The sequence below is a fragment of the Pseudoalteromonas sp. APAL1 genome (assembly GCF_021532475.1).
Taxonomy (GTDB): Bacteria; Pseudomonadota; Gammaproteobacteria; order Enterobacterales; family Alteromonadaceae; genus Pseudoalteromonas; species Pseudoalteromonas lipolytica_C.
Genome location: NZ_JAKGAW010000002.1, coordinates 63,378 through 81,762 on the forward strand (window position 1 = coordinate 63,378; position 18,385 = coordinate 81,762).

An 18,385-nucleotide genomic window follows, 5' to 3' on the forward strand; every position below is an offset into this window, starting at 1 on the left:
GTTTTTTTTCGTTTAGCTTTTGGCAAAGAGCTTGGCTTTAATACGTTGCTGAGCAATACGTACTTGCTTACGCTTTTTACCCGAAGGTGCCTTAAAGCTTTGAATTGGCATTACCGTAGGGTATTCATTCGGTAATGCAGGAACACTAAAGTCAGCATGTTCATCTTTTGGTAAACCAATTTCTTGTTGGTGTACACGAAGTGCCGCTAAAGTATCATCGTTTTCAACTTCACTTGGGCATAAAAATAAACCCATTTTACGCATTTTAACACCTAAGCCGATGCTACTTGAGTAGCGTACAATCGGTGCAGCCAAAATAAGACCCACTAAAATAGGTGATAACCACCAAAAGAAGGTTGGTGTGAAGTAGTAAGCGACGCCTCCCCAAATAATTGCGGTAATAGTCGAAAATAACGTATAACCAATCGCTTCTTTCCAAGGCACCATGCGGCCTTCACGAGGCTGTGCATCCCAACTGACTTTTTTACCCAAAAATACGCATACTACAAAATAGCTATGAAATACCATCATTAGCGGTGCAATCACAATCGCAAAAATGGTTTCGATGACTGAACCTGCAATAAGCTTCATGGTGCCGCCAAAGGCTTTGTTACGGTGTACCAAAGTTACAATAACACCCATTAATTTTGGCAGTAACAACAGCACGGCAGTAATAAATAATAACGAATCAATTAAATCTGTTTTGGCAATTTGCCAAGTAGGGAAAAGCTGATAAGCATGGTTAAAATACACGTCACTATTCAGCGCACGAGTCACCGCATCTAAGGTACTTAATGCCAGCATAGATAACCAAATTAACGATGAGATATAGGCTGTGGCACCAAATAAAAAGTGCATTTTACTCATTAGCTTAAGGCCAGATTTAGGCAATAAACCTAAATGCTGGATATTACCTTGCACCCAACGTCTATCACGAATCGCATAATCAAGAATATTACTTGGTACTTCTTCGTAACTACCTTCAACATCGCTCAGCAGTAACACATCCCAGCCACTACGATGAAGAAGTGAAGCTTCGACGAAGTCATGACTTAAAATCTCACCACCAAATGGGGCATTGCCTTTTAAAACTGGCAGACCGCAGCATTTAGTGAATGCCTCAACGCGAATAATGGCGTTGTGACCCCAGTAGTTTGCTTGGTTTGTTTGCCAAAAAGCAGAACCGGTTGCTAGCATCGGGCTATATAAAATTGAGGCAAACTGTAAAAAGCGACCAAAAAACGTGTCTTGGCGAACTGGAATTGGAATAGTTTGGATTAAGCCTGATTTTGGATTACTGATCATGCTAGCAGTAAGCTCGAGCATACACTGACCCGTCATAATGCTATCGGCATCAAGTACAATCATGTGATCGTATTGGCTACCCCAACGTTCACAAAAGTCGGTTAAGTTACCTACTTTACGGTGTTTATTGTCTTCACGGCGACGATAAAAGGTATGCTTTGCTAAATCACCTAAGCGTTTAGTGAGTGCATTCCATGCTTTAAGTTCATTACGAGCAATTTCAGGGTCTTGCGTATCACTAAGCAAGTAAAAGTCGTAATGTGGCATCTGCCCTGTTTTTGCCAGCGAGCGAAGGCTAACTTCAAAACCAGCTATCACACGTTCTGTATCTTCATTGTAGATAGGCATAACAATGGCTGTTTTAGTTTGGCTTAAGGCATGCTGATCAATCTCGATTGGTTTTTGACGTTTTAAGGTCAACGGGTCAATACGAAATAATTGCAGGATGAAGCCCATACAGCCACTACAAAAGGCTGTAACAATCCACGCGAAGGTGACTGTAAATAATGCCAGTAAAGCGTACTCAAGCGGTGTCATGCCGTTAGAATTTAAAATATCGAACATGATCCACACGCCATAGGCGGTAATGGTGAGCGCTAGGCTCGAAAAAAGCCAAGCGCGTGTTTTTTTGAACGGCATTGCTGTTGCTTCTAATGCTTTACTATTGGACGTCGTTTGGATACCAGACATAGCTCCATACCTCGCTGATTTCTTTGTCACGTAGTTTTAACGATAAGCGCATATCTACAGGCTTATCTCCCTCTGGCGCCACTTTAAAGGCTACGCGCCATCCTTGATTATTTGGTAACTGCTGCACAGTTTTATCGCTCACTTGACCTGATGACAGGGTTAAATCGGCCATCATGGCAAAATTAGCTGAAAGTTGATTGATGTTTTCACCACTAAAATCTACGGTAAATTGACGATGACTTTTCGGTGGCGGATTCTTCTCACCCGGAAGTGCAGCACTACCAATTCGGGTTCTTAACACACTCGCTTTATCTTGAGTTGCAAGCGTGGCATTGAAAGTTGAAAGCTTGTAACTAAAGCTTAAGTTGTCACCGGCTTTCATTGGCTGCTCTGGCACCCAATAGCTAACAATATTGTCGTTGGTTTCTGTATCTGTTGGGATCTCAACTAACTCAACGCGTCCTTTACCCCACGCACCAAGTGGCTCAATCCACATGCTCGGACGATTATGGTAATGTGCCTCGGTATCAAGGTAGTTATTAAAGTCACGGTCTCGTTGCGCTAAACCAAAGCCTTTTGGATTATCGTAGCTAAACGAAGTAACGCTTAATTTTTTTGGGTTATTCAGTGCACGCCAAACCCATTGACCTTGTTCTGATTGCATCAAGAGACCATCAGAGTCATGCACTTCTGGGCGGTAATCATCAAGAAACTTGGTACTGTTTTCACCGTGATAGAACATGCTTGTTAAAGGGGCAATCCCAAGTTTTTTAATGTCTTTACGAGCAAAGATCTGCATCTCGGTTTTTACTTCAGTATTGGTAGAAGGTGTTAATTCAAAGCGATAAGCACCTGATACTGATGGGCTGTCTAATAGGGCATAAAGCACGATAGTGGTATCTTCGGGTGCTGGTTTTACTAACCAAAACTCTTTAAACACTGGGAACTCTTCACCTGAATTCAAGGCAGTATCAATAGCAAGACCGCGGGCTGAAAGACCATATACTTGATGCGGGCCTACTAAACGAAAATAAGAAGCACCTTGAAATACTGCAACTTCGTCTTTGTACTCATTATTATTGAGTGGAAAATGCAAGCGGAAACCTGCATGACCAAGTTGTGTATTGGCAATTGCTTTACTGATCTCTTGTTCTAATGGTGCAGCGGTTGCATCGTAACGATAGTAATCTGTTTTAAATGGTAAACTCTTTACTTCAGCATTTTGCTCAACAGTATTAATAGCAACCGGTGAACGGTATAAAAAGCCTGGGTGGAATAACTGCACTTCATACAGGCTTTGATCTTTCCAAATTGCTTTATCAGTACGAAAACGGATTGCACGATAATCTTGATAGCCGATGCTTGTTAATGCTTCAAGCTCTAAATCTTTTGGTGCAACATACGGTTCAGATGCTAATTTCTTTGCGCGAGCCTTGATGACTTCAAATAGCTTTTCTTGAGGAATCGTGATCATTGCAGGCTTAAGCTCAACAGCAGTATTATCCTTTACTTGCTGTTTTTCATTTTCGGTAGCTTGAACCTTGACGGCTGTTTGTTCTGTTTCAGTCGCTTTTGGCTGGTCTGGGTCTTCAATAGCGTAACTAGTACCTGCACTCATGGCTAATAATACGCCCAAGAAGGTCTTCTTTTTGACAGCGCTGAAGAGCTTAGTTCGGGTTTCTGGTCTCATTCAATTTTCCTTTAGCCGTAAATCACGTTAATTCATTCATATCTCTTAGCAATTACTGAACCCATAATAAAAACTAATATTCTCAATGGCTTTGAGTTCGTACAGTAAATGCGAGTTGGTAAAAATTTGAAATTAGTGAGAAACAATTACACGGTTGCAGTTGTTTATTCGTCACCAATATGGAGAAGTTTAATGAACGAAAGCTTGCCCTAATATGAATAGCTTAAAGGACGAACAAAAATATGAACAAAATTACCATAGGCTTAATTGTGAAAGCGAAATTGTAATCGAGGAGGGGAGTGCAGGCACTGAAGGTGTTTTCAGTGCCTCGAAAAATCAGCTTATTTAACTTCACCTAATTTTTCTGCATTGGCTTTACATTGGTTGTAAGCTTCAATGCACTTGTTGCTACAGACTTTATGAACTAAGCCATCAGCCGTGCTTTGTTGTTCACAGCTTGCTTCGCATTGATAGTTTTGCTGAGCACATTGCTGCATTTCTGGATTGTCAATTTTGTTTGAGCAGGCAGACAGTAATGTCATAGCAAACAATGTTGCTGCAATTGCTGGTAGTTTTTTCATGCTTATCCCTAGTTTATGTCTATTCTTTGCAATCCATCTTACCCAGATTGTTGCTATTTAATCCAGCTCAACTTGTAAATTGTCAATTAAACGCACTGTACCTAAATAGGCGGCAGCTAAAATAACAAGTTGTTTATCAGCCGCGGTGGCTGGTTTTAGTGTTGAGCGCTCTGCAATCGAATAATAGTCAGGTTTTAGTCCTGCCATTTCGAGCTGAGTTTTTGCATCAGCCTCAAGTGTTGCGATGTCTGCGTTACCTTGTTTGAGTGCTGTTGCTGTATTATTTAGCGTGGCAAACAGCACTTTTGCGGTGTCTTTTTGCTCATCAGATAAATAGCCATTACGAGAGCTCATGGCAAGCCCAGATATTTCGCGACAAGTAGGTACGCCAATAATTTCAACTGGAATAGATAAATCGCGCGTCATGGTTTTAATGACTTGTAGCTGCTGAAAATCTTTTTCACCAAAACAAGCAAAGTCAGGTTGAACCAAATTGAATAACTTAGTAACAACCGTCGCAACACCTTTAAAGTGACCAGGACGTGAGCCACCACAGTAACCCATAGACACACCCGGTACATCGACAAAACTTTGTTCGCCTAAACCATTCGGATAAATAGTCTCAACAGAAGGGGTAAACACAATGTCAGTACCAAGATCTGCTAAACCTTGCTTGTCTTCGTTCAACGTACGTGGGTAGCTATCAAGGTCTTCATTGGCACCGAACTGCATCGGGTTTACAAAAATACTTACAACGACTTTATCAGCCAGTGTTTTGGCTTTTTCAACAAGTGAAAAGTGGCCTTGATGTAAATTGCCCATGGTTGGCACAAGCGCAATGCTCAGGCCTGCTTGACGCCATGCTTTTACTTGGCTGCGTAACGATTTGATTTCAGTGATTGATTGCATTTATTTAAACTCGTGTTCGGCACTTGGGAAAGCACCACTTTTTACATCTTCACAATACTTTTGCACTGCTGCTGGCATATTGCCTGTCTCTAATAAAAAGTTTTTTGAGAACTTAGGAATATAGCCTGCTGAAATGCCAACTAAGTCGTGCATTACTAAAATTTGTCCATCAGTTTGATTGCCAGCACCAATACCAATAGTTGGAATGCTTAGTTCATCAGTAATACGCTTAGCAAGCTCACTTGGTATGCATTCTAATACGATAAGTTGCGCGCCGGCTGCTTCAAGGGCTTTTGCATCACTGACCATTTTATCAGCTTGAGACTGCTCGCGGCCTTGAATTTTAAAGCCACCAAAAACATGGACAGATTGCGGCGTTAACCCCAAATGACCGCAAACTGGAATACCTTGTTGCGTCATAGCCTTGATGCTGTCGTGCAGCCACTCACCGCCTTCAAGCTTGATCATATTAGCGCCTGCACGCATTAGCTCTGCAGCATTTTTACACGCATCAGTTGGGTTGGCATAGGTCATAAATGGTAAGTCAGCAATCACAAACAATTCACGGCTACCGGCACGTACGCAGCGTGTATGATAAGCAATCTCACTGTTGGTTACTGCTAATGTGTCATCACCACCTTGCAATACCATTCCTAAAGAGTCACCGACTAAAATCACCTCGACGCCATTATCATGAAACAATTTAGCAAAACTGGCATCGTAGGCTGTTAATGCGGTGATTTTTTGTTGTTCTTGTTTCATTTTATTGAGAGTTGAAACGGTGATTTTAGACATAATTTCCTCTAAGGCTTTGCCTTGGTTGATTACTGCTGAGGGAGTTGTTGTAAACCGTTTAAAGGCAACGTTTTTGTTATATCAGCAAGTGATTGATTGTTCGGTAAAATGAGTGATGGCGCGATTTCAAGTAGCGGATACACCACAAATTCTCGCTCTGTTAGGCCGTAATGAGGCACGGTTAGGCGAGGGGTGTCGATCACATCATTGGCGAACAATAAAATATCTATATCAAGGGTACGTGGACCCCAGCGTTCTTCTTTACGTACTCGACCATGTTCAAGTTCAATAGCTTGAGTTAAATCAAGTAGCTGTTCAGGTTGTAATGCTGTTTTAACACAGGCTACGGCATTTACATAGTCAGGTTGATCCTGTGGTCCCATAGGTTTACTTGCGTAATCGTGCGAGACACAGACAAACTCAACTTCCTTTAAGGCTTTTAACGCTTCAACGGCTGCATGAATTTGTTTACGTGGCGCATTTAAATTAGCGCCTAATCCTAAATAAACCGTGTTCATACTTAATCAGCTTTTTTCTTGCGAGGGCGGCGGCGACGCTTCGGCCCACCTTGATGGCCGAGGTTTTTAACCATTTCTTTTTGCCCGTTGATGTCTTGGCTTAGGTAGGTTGTCCACCAAGTTGCCAGCTCTTCGTGCTGCTCTTCACCAGCTTGAACTCGAAGTAGTAAGAAGTCATAAGCTGCTTTAAAACGTGGTTGTTGCGTTAGCCTGTAGGCGCGCTGACCACCTCGTTTATCAAGACGTTGCTGAATATGCCAAATATCACGAGCACCTAATGTAAAGCGTTTTGGTACTGCAACATGTTGCGCGTTCTCACTGAGTACTTTATTCATTGCTTGCGCAAATGCATCGTATTCTGACAGTTGGTCGCGCTGTTGTAGTTTCTTCGCAATATTAAGTAGTGGAAACCACAATATAGCGGCAAAAATAAAGGCCGGAGTGACTTTTTTATCGGCATTAATACGCTTATCTGTGTTTTTAAACATTTGCAGAATAAACGCATGCTCAATGCCATCTGGGTTAGCATCTAAGATTTTATCAAGCGCAGGAAAGAGCGCTTTGAATAACCCATATTGGCGGAGCATTAAATAGTTTTCTTCTGCTTTGCCGTTTAAGAACAGTTTAAGTGACTCTTCAAATAAACGCGCTGGCGGAATATGATCTAGTAAATTAGCAAGGCCTTTAATGGGTTTTTCTGTGGCAGGCGCTATGCTCATGCCCAACTTTGTTGCAAACCTAACCGCGCGTAACATACGCACAGGGTCTTCACGGTAACGGGTTTCTGGGTCGCCAATCAGCTCGATTTGCTTCGCTTTTATTGCGCTGATACCGTTAGCGTAATCATAAATGCAAAAGTCGTTAATCGAGTAGTACAGTGCATTTATTGAAAAGTCACGGCGTTCAGCATCTTCTTCAATACTGCCGTAGACATTATCGCGCAGGAGTTGCCCGTGTTCGCTTGATTGGCTTATTTGATTTTTACTTTCATCCGCTTCATGGTGACCACGCATGGTAGCAACTTCGATGATTTCGCGACCAAACACAATATGCGCTAGGCGAAAGCGACGGCCGATTAGTCGACAATTACGAAAGAGTTTTTTAATTTGCTCAGGCGTTGCATTAGTTACAACATCAAAATCTTTTGGTTGCTGGCCTAACAATATATCTCGAATACAACCACCTACTAGATAGGCATCAAACCCACCTTCTTTAAGGCGGTATAATACTTTGATTGCATTTGGGCTAAATTGTTTGCGTGAAATACCATGTTCACTGCGCTCGATCACCAAAGGTAACTCGCTCGTTTGTACAGCATTACTGGATGTCGTGGCATTTGGGCCAATAATCTGCCGACAAAATTGAAAAAGCTTGGAAATAATAATCTGTCTCCTACGACGCGGACTCTGCGACTCATCAAGTATAGCGCTTGTTTGTTACTTCGCCGATGAGAGATTGACTCGATAACGGAGTGTTTAATATGACGCTAAAGCAAGGTGTTGATGAATCGTACACTTTGGGTCGCTATCATATACCAGCGTGGCTGAAAAATTAAGTTACTCTACCTTTAAAATTGGCAATTTATTTTGTAATAGTAAGAAAGTCACAAAAAGCTGAGTTAGGATCCTCACTAACTTGGATTTCTAGGCTCTTAGGAACCAGTTCCATACGATAGGTTTTAATTGCCCACTCAAGCATTTGCTCAATGCTTAACGAGAGGATGGATGCCTCAGGCTGTAATCCTAAAAAGCGCAAGGCATCAAACAGTGCAGGTTTAGGATCTTTTTTAGAAATGGCCGGCGCATAATTTTGTTTTGACAATTTAAAACCCGGTTTTGCAACCGCAAGGGGTAAATGTGCATACTGCGGAGCCGGTTGATTAAGTTGCTTAAATAAGCTTAGCTGCCTAGCTGTGGGCTCAAGTAGATCCGCGCCGCGAACAACATGAGAAATACCTTGTGCAATATCATCAACAACCACAACCAGTTGATAGGCGAATAATCCATCACTGCGTTTAATTAGATAATCTTCTTGTGCAAGCTGGTTGTCTACATGGATCTCACCTTGAATTAAATCATCATAGTTGCTGGTAGCAAATTGCTGGGTTAAACGCAGCGCTGAATCAGCTAAAGAATGATTTTTATGTCGGCAATGACCTTGGTAAATGCCCCCGATAGCTTTAATTTCTTTACGGGTGCAATGGCATGCATAAACAAGGTTTTGAGAAATGAGTTCATCAACAATAGCTTGGTACTGTTCATGACGTTGGGTTTGGTAGATTACGCTTTCATCCCAGTGCAGGCCGTAAGCCTCTAGGGTGTGTAATATGTCGTCGCTAGCACCATTTACAACACGCGTTGTGTCGATATCTTCAATGCGTACTAACCATTTTCCTTGATTGGCTTTTGCATCAAGGAAGCTCCCCACAGCCGCTATAAGTGAACCAAAGTGCAATGGCCCCGAAGGGGATGGCGCAAAGCGGCCACGATATTCACGCTTTTGCGTATTAACGGCTGTGGTAGGCATGGGCTAATTAAGCAAATGGGTGTAATTAACCGCGTCCAGATTGTTTTTCTTTAATTTCCGCAAGCGTTTTACAGTCAACACATAAGTCTGCTGTAGGACGCGCTTCTAAGCGGCGGATACCAATTTCGATACAACATGATTCACAAAAACCAAAGTCATCTTCTTTGATTAGTTGAATCGTTTTTTCAATCTTTTTGATCAGTTTACGTTCACGGTCACGAGTACGAAGTTCTAATGAGAATTCTTCTTCTTGTGCTGCACGGTCTACTGGATCTGGAAAGTTAGCTGCCTCGTCTTGCATATGCGATTTAGTGCGGTCAACTTCGTTACGTAAATCATTACGCCAAGCTTCTAAAATTTTTTTGAAATGAGCACGTTGTGCTTCATTCATATACTCTTCACCTGGCTGTTCTTGGTATGGTTCCAACCCGGCCTGAGCCAATAACCCTAGTCTTTTTTGGTCTGGCATAACTTTCTCCTAAATCCTTAATATTTTGCCCAGCGTTAGCCGGCGGCTATAAATAGCAGAATCATTAGATTGAGGCAAATTTATTTTAGCTTAATTTATATGCCTCGACCCCTGATTGCATAAATTGCCATGAGTAGAGCCACTACTCATAATTTTAATAAATTTGCTAAGTTATATAGGCAAAAAAAAATAATACAACTTAAATCGTGTTTTTTATTGTCATTTTAGTAAAAGAGTTGGTTAGCTCAGAAAATCACATTTTTCTTGCAGTTTAATTTCTTCAGCAGAAATTTTTGCTTTGTAAGCAATGACTTCAACACCATTTTCTATTGCATCTGTTAAAAGCTGAGCGTATTTAGGATCGATATGTGCAGCCGCACTTACTTGGTTGATACCTTCATGTAAAACGGCAAAAAATAGCACTGCACGATACCCTTGCTGCGCCATCTCTATTAACTCTCGAAGATGTTTTTGGCCTCGCTCCGTTTTTGCATCCGGAAAATAACCTTGTCCAGATTCTGGTTCTGCTTGCGAAAGCAATGTCACTGATTTTACTTCTACGTAGCAGTGGGGTTTGTGTTCATCTGTTAATAAAAAATCGATACGACTATTTTCTTGGCCGTACTTTACTTCTGAGTTTAGGGTTTGATAGTCAGCAAGCTCTTTAATCACCCCATTTTGCACTGCCTCGTGGACAACTTGATTGGCAATAGCGGTATTGACACAGATAAGCTGATTAAACGTGTTTTCAGTTAATTGTAAAGAGTGGGGATACTTACGTTTAGTGTTGTCACTCGTTGAGTAATAAGCGTTAAAGCCGGGTTCTGCACAACCAGTCATTTTACCAGTGTTAGCGCAGTGAGCGGTAAACTCGTGACCACAAGGCGTTTTTAAATCAGCTAAGAAGCGCTTATAGCGCTTGAGTAAAGTGGCAGATTGTAATGGTGGCGTAAATTTCATGGCGTTATTGGATCGCTTTTAATTTTTGTATGTAATTCAATACATGGACTGAACCACGTCGATATTGGCTATTTATCGCAAGCAGTTGGGAACTGACGCGTGCTGTAGTAAACTCGAGCGACAATTTCTAGCGCAAAGAGTATTCTAACATGTCAGAAAAATTTTTAGTTCAACTTAGCGAGCACAGTGCTGCCGCACATTGGGGCGAAAAAGCCACTCTTTCTTTTACTGAACAAGGCGCAACTGTTCATTTAACTGAGCATGATACACTTAAAAGTGTTCAAAAAGCAGCACGCACGTTAGCTAATCAAGGTTTAAAAAACATCGCGTTAGTGGGTGACGTTTGGTGCACAGAAACACAGTGGGCCTTTTACCAAGGTTTCGTTTCACCAAAGAATTTAGATGCGATTGAATTTGTTGAGAACGCAAAAACAGACAGCAAAGAGCTAGCTTCATTAAAGCAAGCGGCTACATGGGCTCGCCAAATGATCAACGGCACAGCCGATGATATCTTCCCTGAAAGCCTAGCTGGTAAAGCGGCTGAGTTTATTCAGTCGTTAGCGCCTGAGCATGTAAGCTATCAAATCATCAAAGGCGATGCGTTGTTGGAGCAGCAATGGATTGGTATCCATGCAGTTGGTCGTGGTAGTGAGCGTCCGCCAGTTTTATTAGCACTAGATTATAATCCAACGGGTGATGAAAATGCGCCAGTTGCAGCAGCTTTAGTGGGCAAAGGTATTACGTTTGACTCAGGTGGTTATTCAATCAAACCAAGTGAAGGCATGCTAGGCATGAAGTGCGATATGGGTGGTGCTGCAACAGTAACAGCAGGCTTAGCGCTTGCTATCAGCCGTGGTATCAACAAGCGTATTAAATTGTTCTTATGTTGTGCAGAAAACCTTATTTCAGGTCATGCCTACAAACTTGGTGATATCTTAACTTACAAAAATGGCACCACAGTTGAAATCGTTAATACTGACGCTGAAGGCCGTTTAGTACTAGCTGATGGCTTAATGGCTGCGGGTGAGTCTGGCGCGCCATTAATTATTGATGCAGCAACGCTAACAGGCGCTGCACTTGTTGCTGTTGGTCAAGAGTACAACGCACTGTTTGGTCTTGATAAAGAGCTAGTACGTGACGTACAGGAATTTGCAGAGCAAGAAATGGAAGCGGCTTGGCCTCTACCTCTTGAAAAGTGGCATCAACAAAACTGCCCATCACCATATGCAGATACAGCAAATAGCCGTCCTCAAAAAGGGGGGGGCTTCGGTGGTGCTTCTAACGCGGCTGGTTTCTTATCACGCTTTGTGCCAAATGAAGGCAAAGGTTGGGTGCACATTGACCTTGCTGCAGCATTTAACATGGGTAGCACAAGCGAGTGGGCTGCAGGCGCTACAACACAAGGTATGCGTACCGTTGCAAGAACGTTACTAGAAAAAGCATAAGTAATTTCCTTGTAGCTAATTAAGCGCCTTAACTTTACCTAAAGTTAAGGCGCTTTTTTGATCTAAAGAGTAATTTTACAAACTGATACAAGCTTTTTTGAGTAAATTAGTATAAAATCCCGCCCCACATTTTCTCATCCTGTGGTTAGTTTTTATTAAATTAGCTACACTTGAATGATCATTCACACTGGGGTCTCTATTTATGTCAGATAAGTGCTATATCACAGCGCAGCAGCTTCTTGAAGATTCATTTCGTGTTGCGGCACAAGTTTATAAAGATGGTTTCCGTCCTGATTTCATCATTGGTATTTGGCGTGGTGGCGCACCAATCGGTATCGCAGTTCAAGAATATTACGATTACAAAGGCATTGAGACTGATCACATCGCGGTTCGTACTTCTTCGTATTACGGTATTAACCAACAATCAAAAGAAATCAAAGTTCACGGTTTGCATTACATCATTGAAAATGCCAATGCAGACAACTCATTATTAATCGTTGATGACGTGTTTGATTCTGGCCGCAGTATTTTTGCATTGAAAGAAAAGCTTTCTGAGCTAATGCGTTTGAACTTACCACGTGATATTCGCGTTGCATGTCCTTACTACAAGCCTAAGAACTCAAAGGTAGATATGGTACCTGATTATTACATTCATGAGTCTGATGAATGGCTAGTATTCCCGCATGAGCTGTCAGGATTAACACCGGATGAGATTATTGAAGGTAAGTCTGATTTAAAAAATATCCACGATATTTTGTTAGAAAAGTAATCCAAGTATTTCTTCGCAGTTATGCTGTCATAACTGCGAAAAACTCTCTACATAATCACTCAGTTTTTCAATATCAACAACTTGCAGGCCTTGATTACTGCGTTGTACTAAGCCTTTTTCAACAAGTTCTGTTACTACACGTCTATAAGCTCTTTCAGTTGTGGCAAAGCGCTCAGCTTCTGCATTAACCGTTGGATATGCACGCAGCAGAGTGGGATTGTTATTTTCTGCTCTCAGTAAACAATCTTTAGCTATGTTATAGCTAAGTGGTAAAAGTAATTTATCTAAATTTATTTTTTGATTTTCTTGGAATTTTGCAGCAATAGTTTGCGCTGTATATAAGCTCAGTTCAGGCTTTTCTAACAGTAGTGAACGCCAGTGCTTTAGTTCTATTAAGTTATAACTGACATCACTAAAGCAAGTTACTGTGTAAATACAGGGTAAGTTATTGAGCGCTTCAATTTCACCAATCAGGGTGTTGTTGCAATCAAGTTGACCTAATAAAAGGCGACGGCCATTACCCACATCATAGCTAAACGATACAGTGCCACTTCTCACTAAAACAAGTTTACTGAGTGGTTGATCTTGGTGAATAAGCACTTCTTTTTTAGCTTGCTGAAAACTACTGCCTGCAAATGTCAGTAGCTGGTCAACAAGGTAGCTTGAAAAATGATATTGAAACATTAACGCCGCTCTTCGGACAATTGTCCTATTTATTACATCTTAATGACGCTAGCATTAAGATTCAAAGAATTTATGCTAACTTACTAGTAAGGTGATACACGTTACTGATACCTTCATTTCCCGTGTAATGATTTTAAAGCTAAGATGATTTCTTAAGCTTTACAAGGTTTTTAGTAGGTTAGCTTTTTTATTTATTGTCAAAGTAGCACTGAGTGCGTCAAAAAAAATGACAAGCCCCAATGCTAACCTAAAGCCTAGGAGAGAACAATTGAGTTGGGAATATTTAGGCTATTTAGCATCTGCACTGTTAGTTGCTTCTTTGACGATGAGTGATGTGGTAAAGCTCCGCTGGTTCAACCTAGCAGGCTGTATTGCTTTTACCTTTTATGGTCTTGCAATTGGTGCAGTTCCGGTGGCCTTCACCAATGGCTTACTGGCATTTGTAAATATTTACCACATCATAAAGTTAAAGCGTCAGCAAAAAACTGACGCTAAAAACCCTTAATCCTCTTTTTTATATTTAAGCTCGCCTGCAATCCAAGTTTGAGTAACGCTAATATCGTGAATTTCTGATACAGGCACCTTGTAATAGTCTTTATCAATCATAATAAAGTCAGCCCATTTGCCTTGCTCTAAGCTACCAACTTTAAACTCTTGATGTGCGGCATAAGCACCACCTAAAGTAAAAGCACGCAGCGCTTCATCGCGAGATAATAATTCTTGAGGACGCCAGCCGCCTTCAGGCTGTTGATTGTGATCCATTCGTGTAATGGCTGAATATAAACCATCAAATGGGTCGGCAAGCTCTACAGGAAAATCAGAACCCGCTGCAATTACTGAACCTTGCGCTAAAAAGGTTTTCCAAGCGTAAGCCCCTTCAAGTTGTTTCTCAGTTAAACGCTGCTCAGCCATATGCATATCAGAGGTTGCATGAACGGGTTGCATTGATGGAATAATTTTTAGTGTCTTAAAGCGAGGAATGTCATCAGGGGCAACAATTTGTGCATGTTCAATGCGGTTACGCAGTAAAATGCCTCCTGATTTTTTAAACACATTTTCGTAAGCATCTAACACTACATGGTTGGCTTTATCACCAATGGCGTGGGTGTTCGCACTAAAGCCATGAGCAAAACTCAGGTTAAATAATTGTTCAAGTTTCTCTTGGGTTTCAAGCATTAAGCCATGATGATTTTTACGATCTGCATACTCTTCGATTAGAGCGGCACCCCGACTACCCAAGGCACCGTCAGCGTATACTTTGACACTGCGAATAGACAGCATGTCGTTCATATCTTTATAACGACCAGCTTTAAGCATGGCTTCTAGCTTAGGATCGGCGGCACTAAGCATGGCGACGATTCTAACTGGCAGGGTATTTTGCTCAGAACGCTGCTTATATACTTGCCATGTATCATAATCGATACCAGCATCATGGGTTGAGGTGATCCCCAAACTTAGTAAATGCTCACCAGCATTGTCTAATGCTGTATTAATGCTGGCATGGCTTACTTTTGGTACATGCTTTGTAATAAGCGTTTCGGCTTTATCAATAAATACGCCTGATGGCTCACCTGAAGTCAGTTTGATGATTTCTCCCCCAGCAGGTGAATCGGTGGCTGCAGATATCCCAGCTAATTCTATTGCTTTTGAGTTAACCCAGACCGCATGGCCGTCAACCCGAGAAAGTACCACGGGTTTATCTTTTACATATTTGTCTAAATCAGCAGCGGTTGGAAACTGTCCGCCGGGCCATTGTTCTTGGTTCCAGCCGCGGCCAATGATCCAGCCTTGTTTATCTTTAGCAAATTCAGCCAGCATTTTGCCAACCTCATCTGCTGAACGGGTATTTCTGACATCAAGTTGAGACAGATTATTACCTAAACCAATCACATGACCATGAGCATCGACTAAACCAGGTAAAAGAGTGGCTTGTTTGCCATCAATAGTGGTAGCGTCAGGGAAGCTTTTTTTAATTGAGTCATCGCCAGTTTTTACGACTTTACCGTCTTTAAAAACCAGTGCTGAAAAGTGTTGGGTTTCACCTTGGTAGGTTGGTGTATAACCATTTACATTGTAGATAACTGTGGTGTTGGCAAAACAACTCAGTGAAGCTGTTGCCAGTAGGCTGATGATAAGTTTCATAATCTTTTAATTATTTTTTTAATGTATGAAAACAGTATCAGAGTTGCAGTAAACTGCAACTCACAGAAGAAAATTTCGACTAAAAATAACGGCTATTTACTGGCATAAGCCTTGTATTCTGAGAGAGATAGCTTGTTATCTTTATTATTATCGTAATTACTAAACCGAGACCATAAAGCTGGATCTCGAGCAGATTCTGAGCGGCTCAAGAAGCCATCTTCATTACGGTCTAGTTGTTTAAATTTTTCACCAATACTATCTGCAGCGACACTGATTGTACTAAATACGCAACACATTGCGAGGCTGGCAAAGGTTAATTTTGACATTGCTTTAACTCTTATTTGTTAAGTAGTGTTTAAATTCAAGAAGCGATATTTGTTGATCTTTATTTTCATCCCACTGCGCCATATGCTTTTTTAAATGCGGTTGAGATGAAAGTTCTTCCAAAGATAAAAAGCCGTTTTTATCTTTATCTAGGTGATCAAAGCGCTGTTTTACATCCAATGCTAAGCTGTTGAAGCTTATAGTAATTAAGGTACATGAAGCAAGCCAGAAAATTCTCATAATTACTCTCCTTTATAAATAAAAGTGCTTGCCATAATTTAAGTCCCAAAATTTAAATCCGTTTACACATTCCCTCTGGGATTATGGCAAGCACTTTAAGCCGTTAAGGTTTGAATTTCTCAAACTCTTGTTCAGACAGAACTTGATCGCCGTTTTCATCCAGATCGGCAAATTGCTTAAGTAAGTTATCGTGTTTGGTTGCTTCAGTTAATGAAATTTCGCCATCGGCATTGGTATCAAATTTCGCAAAACGCACATCCATTTGCGATGCTAAAACGGTGGCACTGATAACTAAAAACATCAACGAGAATGCTGCAAAAAGTTGTTTCATCACACACTCCTAATTAATAAATGATTTAAACTCTGCAAATGAAATTTGACCATCTTGATTGCTATCAATTTGAGTGAAGTTTCCATGTAATAAAGCGTCTTCAGATGCTTCAGCATCACTCAAAAAACCATTGCTATCTTTATCTAATTCATTGAATGTATCTTTTAAATCAAATGCATTACTGCTCATTGAAATTACACTCAACAGCACGGCTAGTGTGTAGGTCCTCGTTTTCATTTGCTGTCCTAATAAACTTATTTGTAAGTGCTAATACAATAACAGTGCCAACTTTTATTCTTCTTTTTTATCAATAATTTATGTTATTTTACTGTTATTGGGTACGAAATAGTTACAGAGTAATGTGTCTTTTTTGCAACGTAATTATTGGTTTTTATTTTTTTATCTTAATTTTCAATTGGTTGTGTTGTTGCAAAATAGCAACGTTGCGCCTGATTTAGGCAGTAAGTTGTCTTTTTTCAGTTCGGATTCAGCGAGTGTCTAAGTTCATTCACGAATAATGAATGCCAGCGTTTCTTATGAGGGTAAGTATGCAAAGTAGCATAGTAATTAAGTGCAAACAGTGTTTAAGCTGGCGACCAAGCCTAATTGGTCAGTTTGTATGTAGTATTTTACTTTCCTTATTACCATTGTGTTTAGTGGTGATTTTGTTTTTAAACGCACTGAATAAACAGCTGGCTGTTACGCAAGAAATTGTGGGTGATAATGATGAAATCACTAAGGTATTTAACAATTTAAAGCAAGACTTAAATAGCCTTGAAAGAGCAACGCGGCAAAATTGGGTACTCAAGAGTGAATCTTTAGATACATTAATTGAAAATAAGTGGAGTTCATCAATTCAGCGTATTGATGAACTGATCTTTTTAAGTCCTACGGCTGATTATATTTTGCAGTGGCGTCAATTAGCTGAGGTTCTGCAATTTGCACAGCAGCATCTTTTATTTGAACAAAAGCAAGATGGTGAGTTATTTGCCCCCGCAAGTAAGTTAATTAGTGAGCAAACCAATTGGCTTAGAGAGCAAAACGAATTACGTATAACTAAAAACCAGCAACAATTAAAAGCATTGCAAACATCTTTTATTAACTGGTTAGTAGCACTTATTCCTTTGACTCTACTCGTAGGCGGAGGGTTTTTATGGCGGATCAGTGGTCGTTTACGAGAGCTAACGAGCGTGATTGATAAGCTAGGTCAAGGCCATTGGCAGCAAAAAATAAATGTCCGAGGCTCGTCTGAGTTAGTTGAACTTGGCAACAAACTAGAATGGGTTCAAGCTCAGCTGTATATGTTGGAGCAGCAAAAAGATACGTTTTTGCGTCATGTAACTCATGAATTAAAGACCCCACTTGCTTCAATGGTTGAAGGAACTGATCTATTAACAGATGAAATTGTTGGCCCTATTAATGATGAACAAAAAGCAGTCCTTGAGCTAATCACCCAAAGCATGGTGCGACTTAGAGCAATGATAGAAAGTTTACTTAGTTATAATGCGATTCGTACTAGTAAAGAGACAGTAACTGAGCTTAGTTTTGCCGCCATAAAAGATAAGATTGAGCGTCACTTTGAACATCGTCTAGTTGCACGTGAACAATCACTGTTATGGGTTGATGAGCTGCCTAAAAAAGCACTTTATATTTCAATTGAGTTACTAGAAATGATCTTGATCCAACTCACTTCTAATGCAATCAAGTTTTCGCCTGAACAAGGCTGTGTCACGATTAAAGCGAATTTCAAACATGGCAAACTTATTATCAGTGTTATTGATCAAGGACATGGAATTGATGATTCCGAAAAGGCCGCGGTATTTGGTGCGTTTTATCAAGGCAAAAATGCAAAACAGCAGAGCGAGATGGGCAGTGGCTTAGGTCTCACAATTGTTAAAGAAACCGTAGAGCAATTAAATGGCAAACTCTCTATTACAGATAACGAACCTCAAGGGTGTGTTTTTACCGCCGAATTACCAATTCAATTAACCCAAGGAGTTAACTGAC

At 40.8% G+C, this 18,385-nt stretch carries 20 protein-coding genes; 4 read left to right on the top strand and 16 right to left on the bottom strand.

What is annotated here, in order from left to right; genetic code table 11:
• Nucleotides 1-12: 12 nt before the first annotated feature.
• From mdoH to sfsA, 10 genes are all read right to left on the bottom strand, one after another.
• The gene (gene mdoH, locus L1264_RS01485) at nucleotides 13-1,995 is read right to left on the bottom strand and encodes a glucans biosynthesis glucosyltransferase MdoH (protein ID WP_135925990.1); all 1,983 of its coding nucleotides are present in this window, start codon (nucleotides 1,993-1,995) and stop codon (nucleotides 13-15) included.
• On the bottom strand, nucleotides 1,967-3,685 hold the full coding sequence (locus L1264_RS01490; RefSeq protein ID WP_235403585.1) for a glucan biosynthesis protein: 1,719 nt from the start codon (nucleotides 3,683-3,685) through the stop codon (nucleotides 1,967-1,969). Before L1264_RS01490 ends, mdoH begins: the two co-directional genes overlap by 29 nt.
• Before the next feature lie 341 nt (nucleotides 3,686-4,026).
• Nucleotides 4,027-4,227 carry a hypothetical protein gene (locus L1264_RS01495; RefSeq protein ID WP_372799652.1) on the bottom strand — a complete coding sequence of 67 codons (201 nt, stop codon included), beginning with the start codon at nucleotides 4,225-4,227 and terminating at the stop codon, nucleotides 4,027-4,029.
• 96 nt (nucleotides 4,228-4,323) lie between these two features.
• Nucleotides 4,324-5,175 (bottom strand): pantoate--beta-alanine ligase, encoded by an 852-nt coding sequence (panC, locus tag L1264_RS01500; RefSeq protein WP_135925988.1) that lies wholly within the window; start codon nucleotides 5,173-5,175, stop codon nucleotides 4,324-4,326.
• Nucleotides 5,176-5,970 (bottom strand): 3-methyl-2-oxobutanoate hydroxymethyltransferase, encoded by a 795-nt coding sequence (panB, locus tag L1264_RS01505; protein ID WP_138558378.1) that lies wholly within the window; start codon nucleotides 5,968-5,970, stop codon nucleotides 5,176-5,178.
• Nucleotides 5,971-5,999: 29 nt separating this feature from the next.
• Entirely contained in the window at nucleotides 6,000-6,488 is a 489-nt protein-coding gene (folK, locus tag L1264_RS01510) for a 2-amino-4-hydroxy-6-hydroxymethyldihydropteridine diphosphokinase (RefSeq protein ID WP_135925986.1), read from the bottom strand.
• Between the two features lie 2 nt (nucleotides 6,489-6,490).
• Complete coding sequence (pcnB, locus tag L1264_RS01515) at nucleotides 6,491-7,777, bottom strand: polynucleotide adenylyltransferase PcnB (protein ID WP_235383261.1); 1,287 nt, start codon at nucleotides 7,775-7,777, stop codon at nucleotides 6,491-6,493.
• A gap of 292 nt (nucleotides 7,778-8,069) precedes the next feature.
• On the bottom strand, nucleotides 8,070-9,014 hold the full coding sequence (gene gluQRS, locus L1264_RS01520; protein ID WP_235403586.1) for a tRNA glutamyl-Q(34) synthetase GluQRS: 945 nt from the start codon (nucleotides 9,012-9,014) through the stop codon (nucleotides 8,070-8,072).
• Between the two features lie 25 nt (nucleotides 9,015-9,039).
• Entirely contained in the window at nucleotides 9,040-9,483 is a 444-nt protein-coding gene (gene dksA / locus L1264_RS01525) for an RNA polymerase-binding protein DksA (protein ID WP_235403587.1), read from the bottom strand.
• A 240-nt stretch (nucleotides 9,484-9,723) separates the two neighbouring features.
• Nucleotides 9,724-10,443: a DNA/RNA nuclease SfsA gene (gene sfsA, locus L1264_RS01530; protein WP_235383263.1), complete on the bottom strand. Its 720-nt coding sequence runs from the start codon at nucleotides 10,441-10,443 to the stop codon at nucleotides 9,724-9,726.
• A 149-nt stretch (nucleotides 10,444-10,592) separates the two neighbouring features.
• On the opposite strand from sfsA, the gene pepB reads away from it, so the two are divergent.
• Both pepB and L1264_RS01540 read left to right on the top strand, forming a co-directional pair.
• A complete protein-coding gene (gene pepB, locus L1264_RS01535) occupies nucleotides 10,593-11,888 on the top strand; it encodes an aminopeptidase PepB (RefSeq protein WP_135925981.1) in 1,296 nt (431 codons plus the stop codon).
• A 202-nt stretch (nucleotides 11,889-12,090) separates the two neighbouring features.
• Nucleotides 12,091-12,657 (top strand): phosphoribosyltransferase, encoded by a 567-nt coding sequence (locus L1264_RS01540; protein ID WP_138558375.1) that lies wholly within the window; start codon nucleotides 12,091-12,093, stop codon nucleotides 12,655-12,657.
• A 27-nt stretch (nucleotides 12,658-12,684) separates the two neighbouring features.
• Here L1264_RS01540 and L1264_RS01545 read toward each other — a convergent pair whose 3' ends face one another.
• Nucleotides 12,685-13,341 (bottom strand): Crp/Fnr family transcriptional regulator, encoded by a 657-nt coding sequence (locus L1264_RS01545; RefSeq protein ID WP_135925979.1) that lies wholly within the window; start codon nucleotides 13,339-13,341, stop codon nucleotides 12,685-12,687.
• 268 nt (nucleotides 13,342-13,609) lie between these two features.
• On the opposite strand from L1264_RS01545, the gene L1264_RS01550 reads away from it, so the two are divergent.
• The gene (locus tag L1264_RS01550) at nucleotides 13,610-13,846 is read left to right on the top strand and encodes a uroporphyrinogen decarboxylase (protein WP_235383264.1); all 237 of its coding nucleotides are present in this window, start codon (nucleotides 13,610-13,612) and stop codon (nucleotides 13,844-13,846) included.
• Here L1264_RS01550 and L1264_RS01555 read toward each other — a convergent pair.
• From L1264_RS01555 to L1264_RS01575, 5 genes are all read right to left on the bottom strand, one after another.
• Nucleotides 13,843-15,483, bottom strand: coding sequence for an amidohydrolase (locus L1264_RS01555; protein WP_199526291.1), 1,641 nt, complete (start codon nucleotides 15,481-15,483; stop codon nucleotides 13,843-13,845). The genes L1264_RS01550 and L1264_RS01555 overlap by 4 nt on opposite strands.
• Before the next feature lie 92 nt (nucleotides 15,484-15,575).
• Nucleotides 15,576-15,809 carry an EF-hand domain-containing protein gene (locus tag L1264_RS01560; RefSeq protein ID WP_135925976.1) on the bottom strand — a complete coding sequence of 78 codons (234 nt, stop codon included), beginning with the start codon at nucleotides 15,807-15,809 and terminating at the stop codon, nucleotides 15,576-15,578.
• 4 nt (nucleotides 15,810-15,813) lie between these two features.
• Entirely contained in the window at nucleotides 15,814-16,047 is a 234-nt protein-coding gene (locus L1264_RS01565; protein ID WP_138558372.1) for an EF-hand domain-containing protein, read from the bottom strand.
• A 103-nt stretch (nucleotides 16,048-16,150) separates the two neighbouring features.
• On the bottom strand, nucleotides 16,151-16,378 hold the full coding sequence (locus L1264_RS01570; protein WP_135925974.1) for a hypothetical protein: 228 nt from the start codon (nucleotides 16,376-16,378) through the stop codon (nucleotides 16,151-16,153).
• A gap of 9 nt (nucleotides 16,379-16,387) precedes the next feature.
• A complete protein-coding gene (locus L1264_RS01575; RefSeq protein ID WP_135925973.1) occupies nucleotides 16,388-16,615 on the bottom strand; it encodes an EF-hand domain-containing protein in 228 nt (75 codons plus the stop codon).
• Between the two features lie 311 nt (nucleotides 16,616-16,926).
• Between L1264_RS01575 and L1264_RS01580 the strand changes: the two genes are divergently transcribed.
• Entirely contained in the window at nucleotides 16,927-18,384 is a 1,458-nt protein-coding gene (locus L1264_RS01580) for a sensor histidine kinase (RefSeq protein WP_199526290.1), read from the top strand.
• Nucleotide 18,385 lies beyond the last annotated feature (1 nt).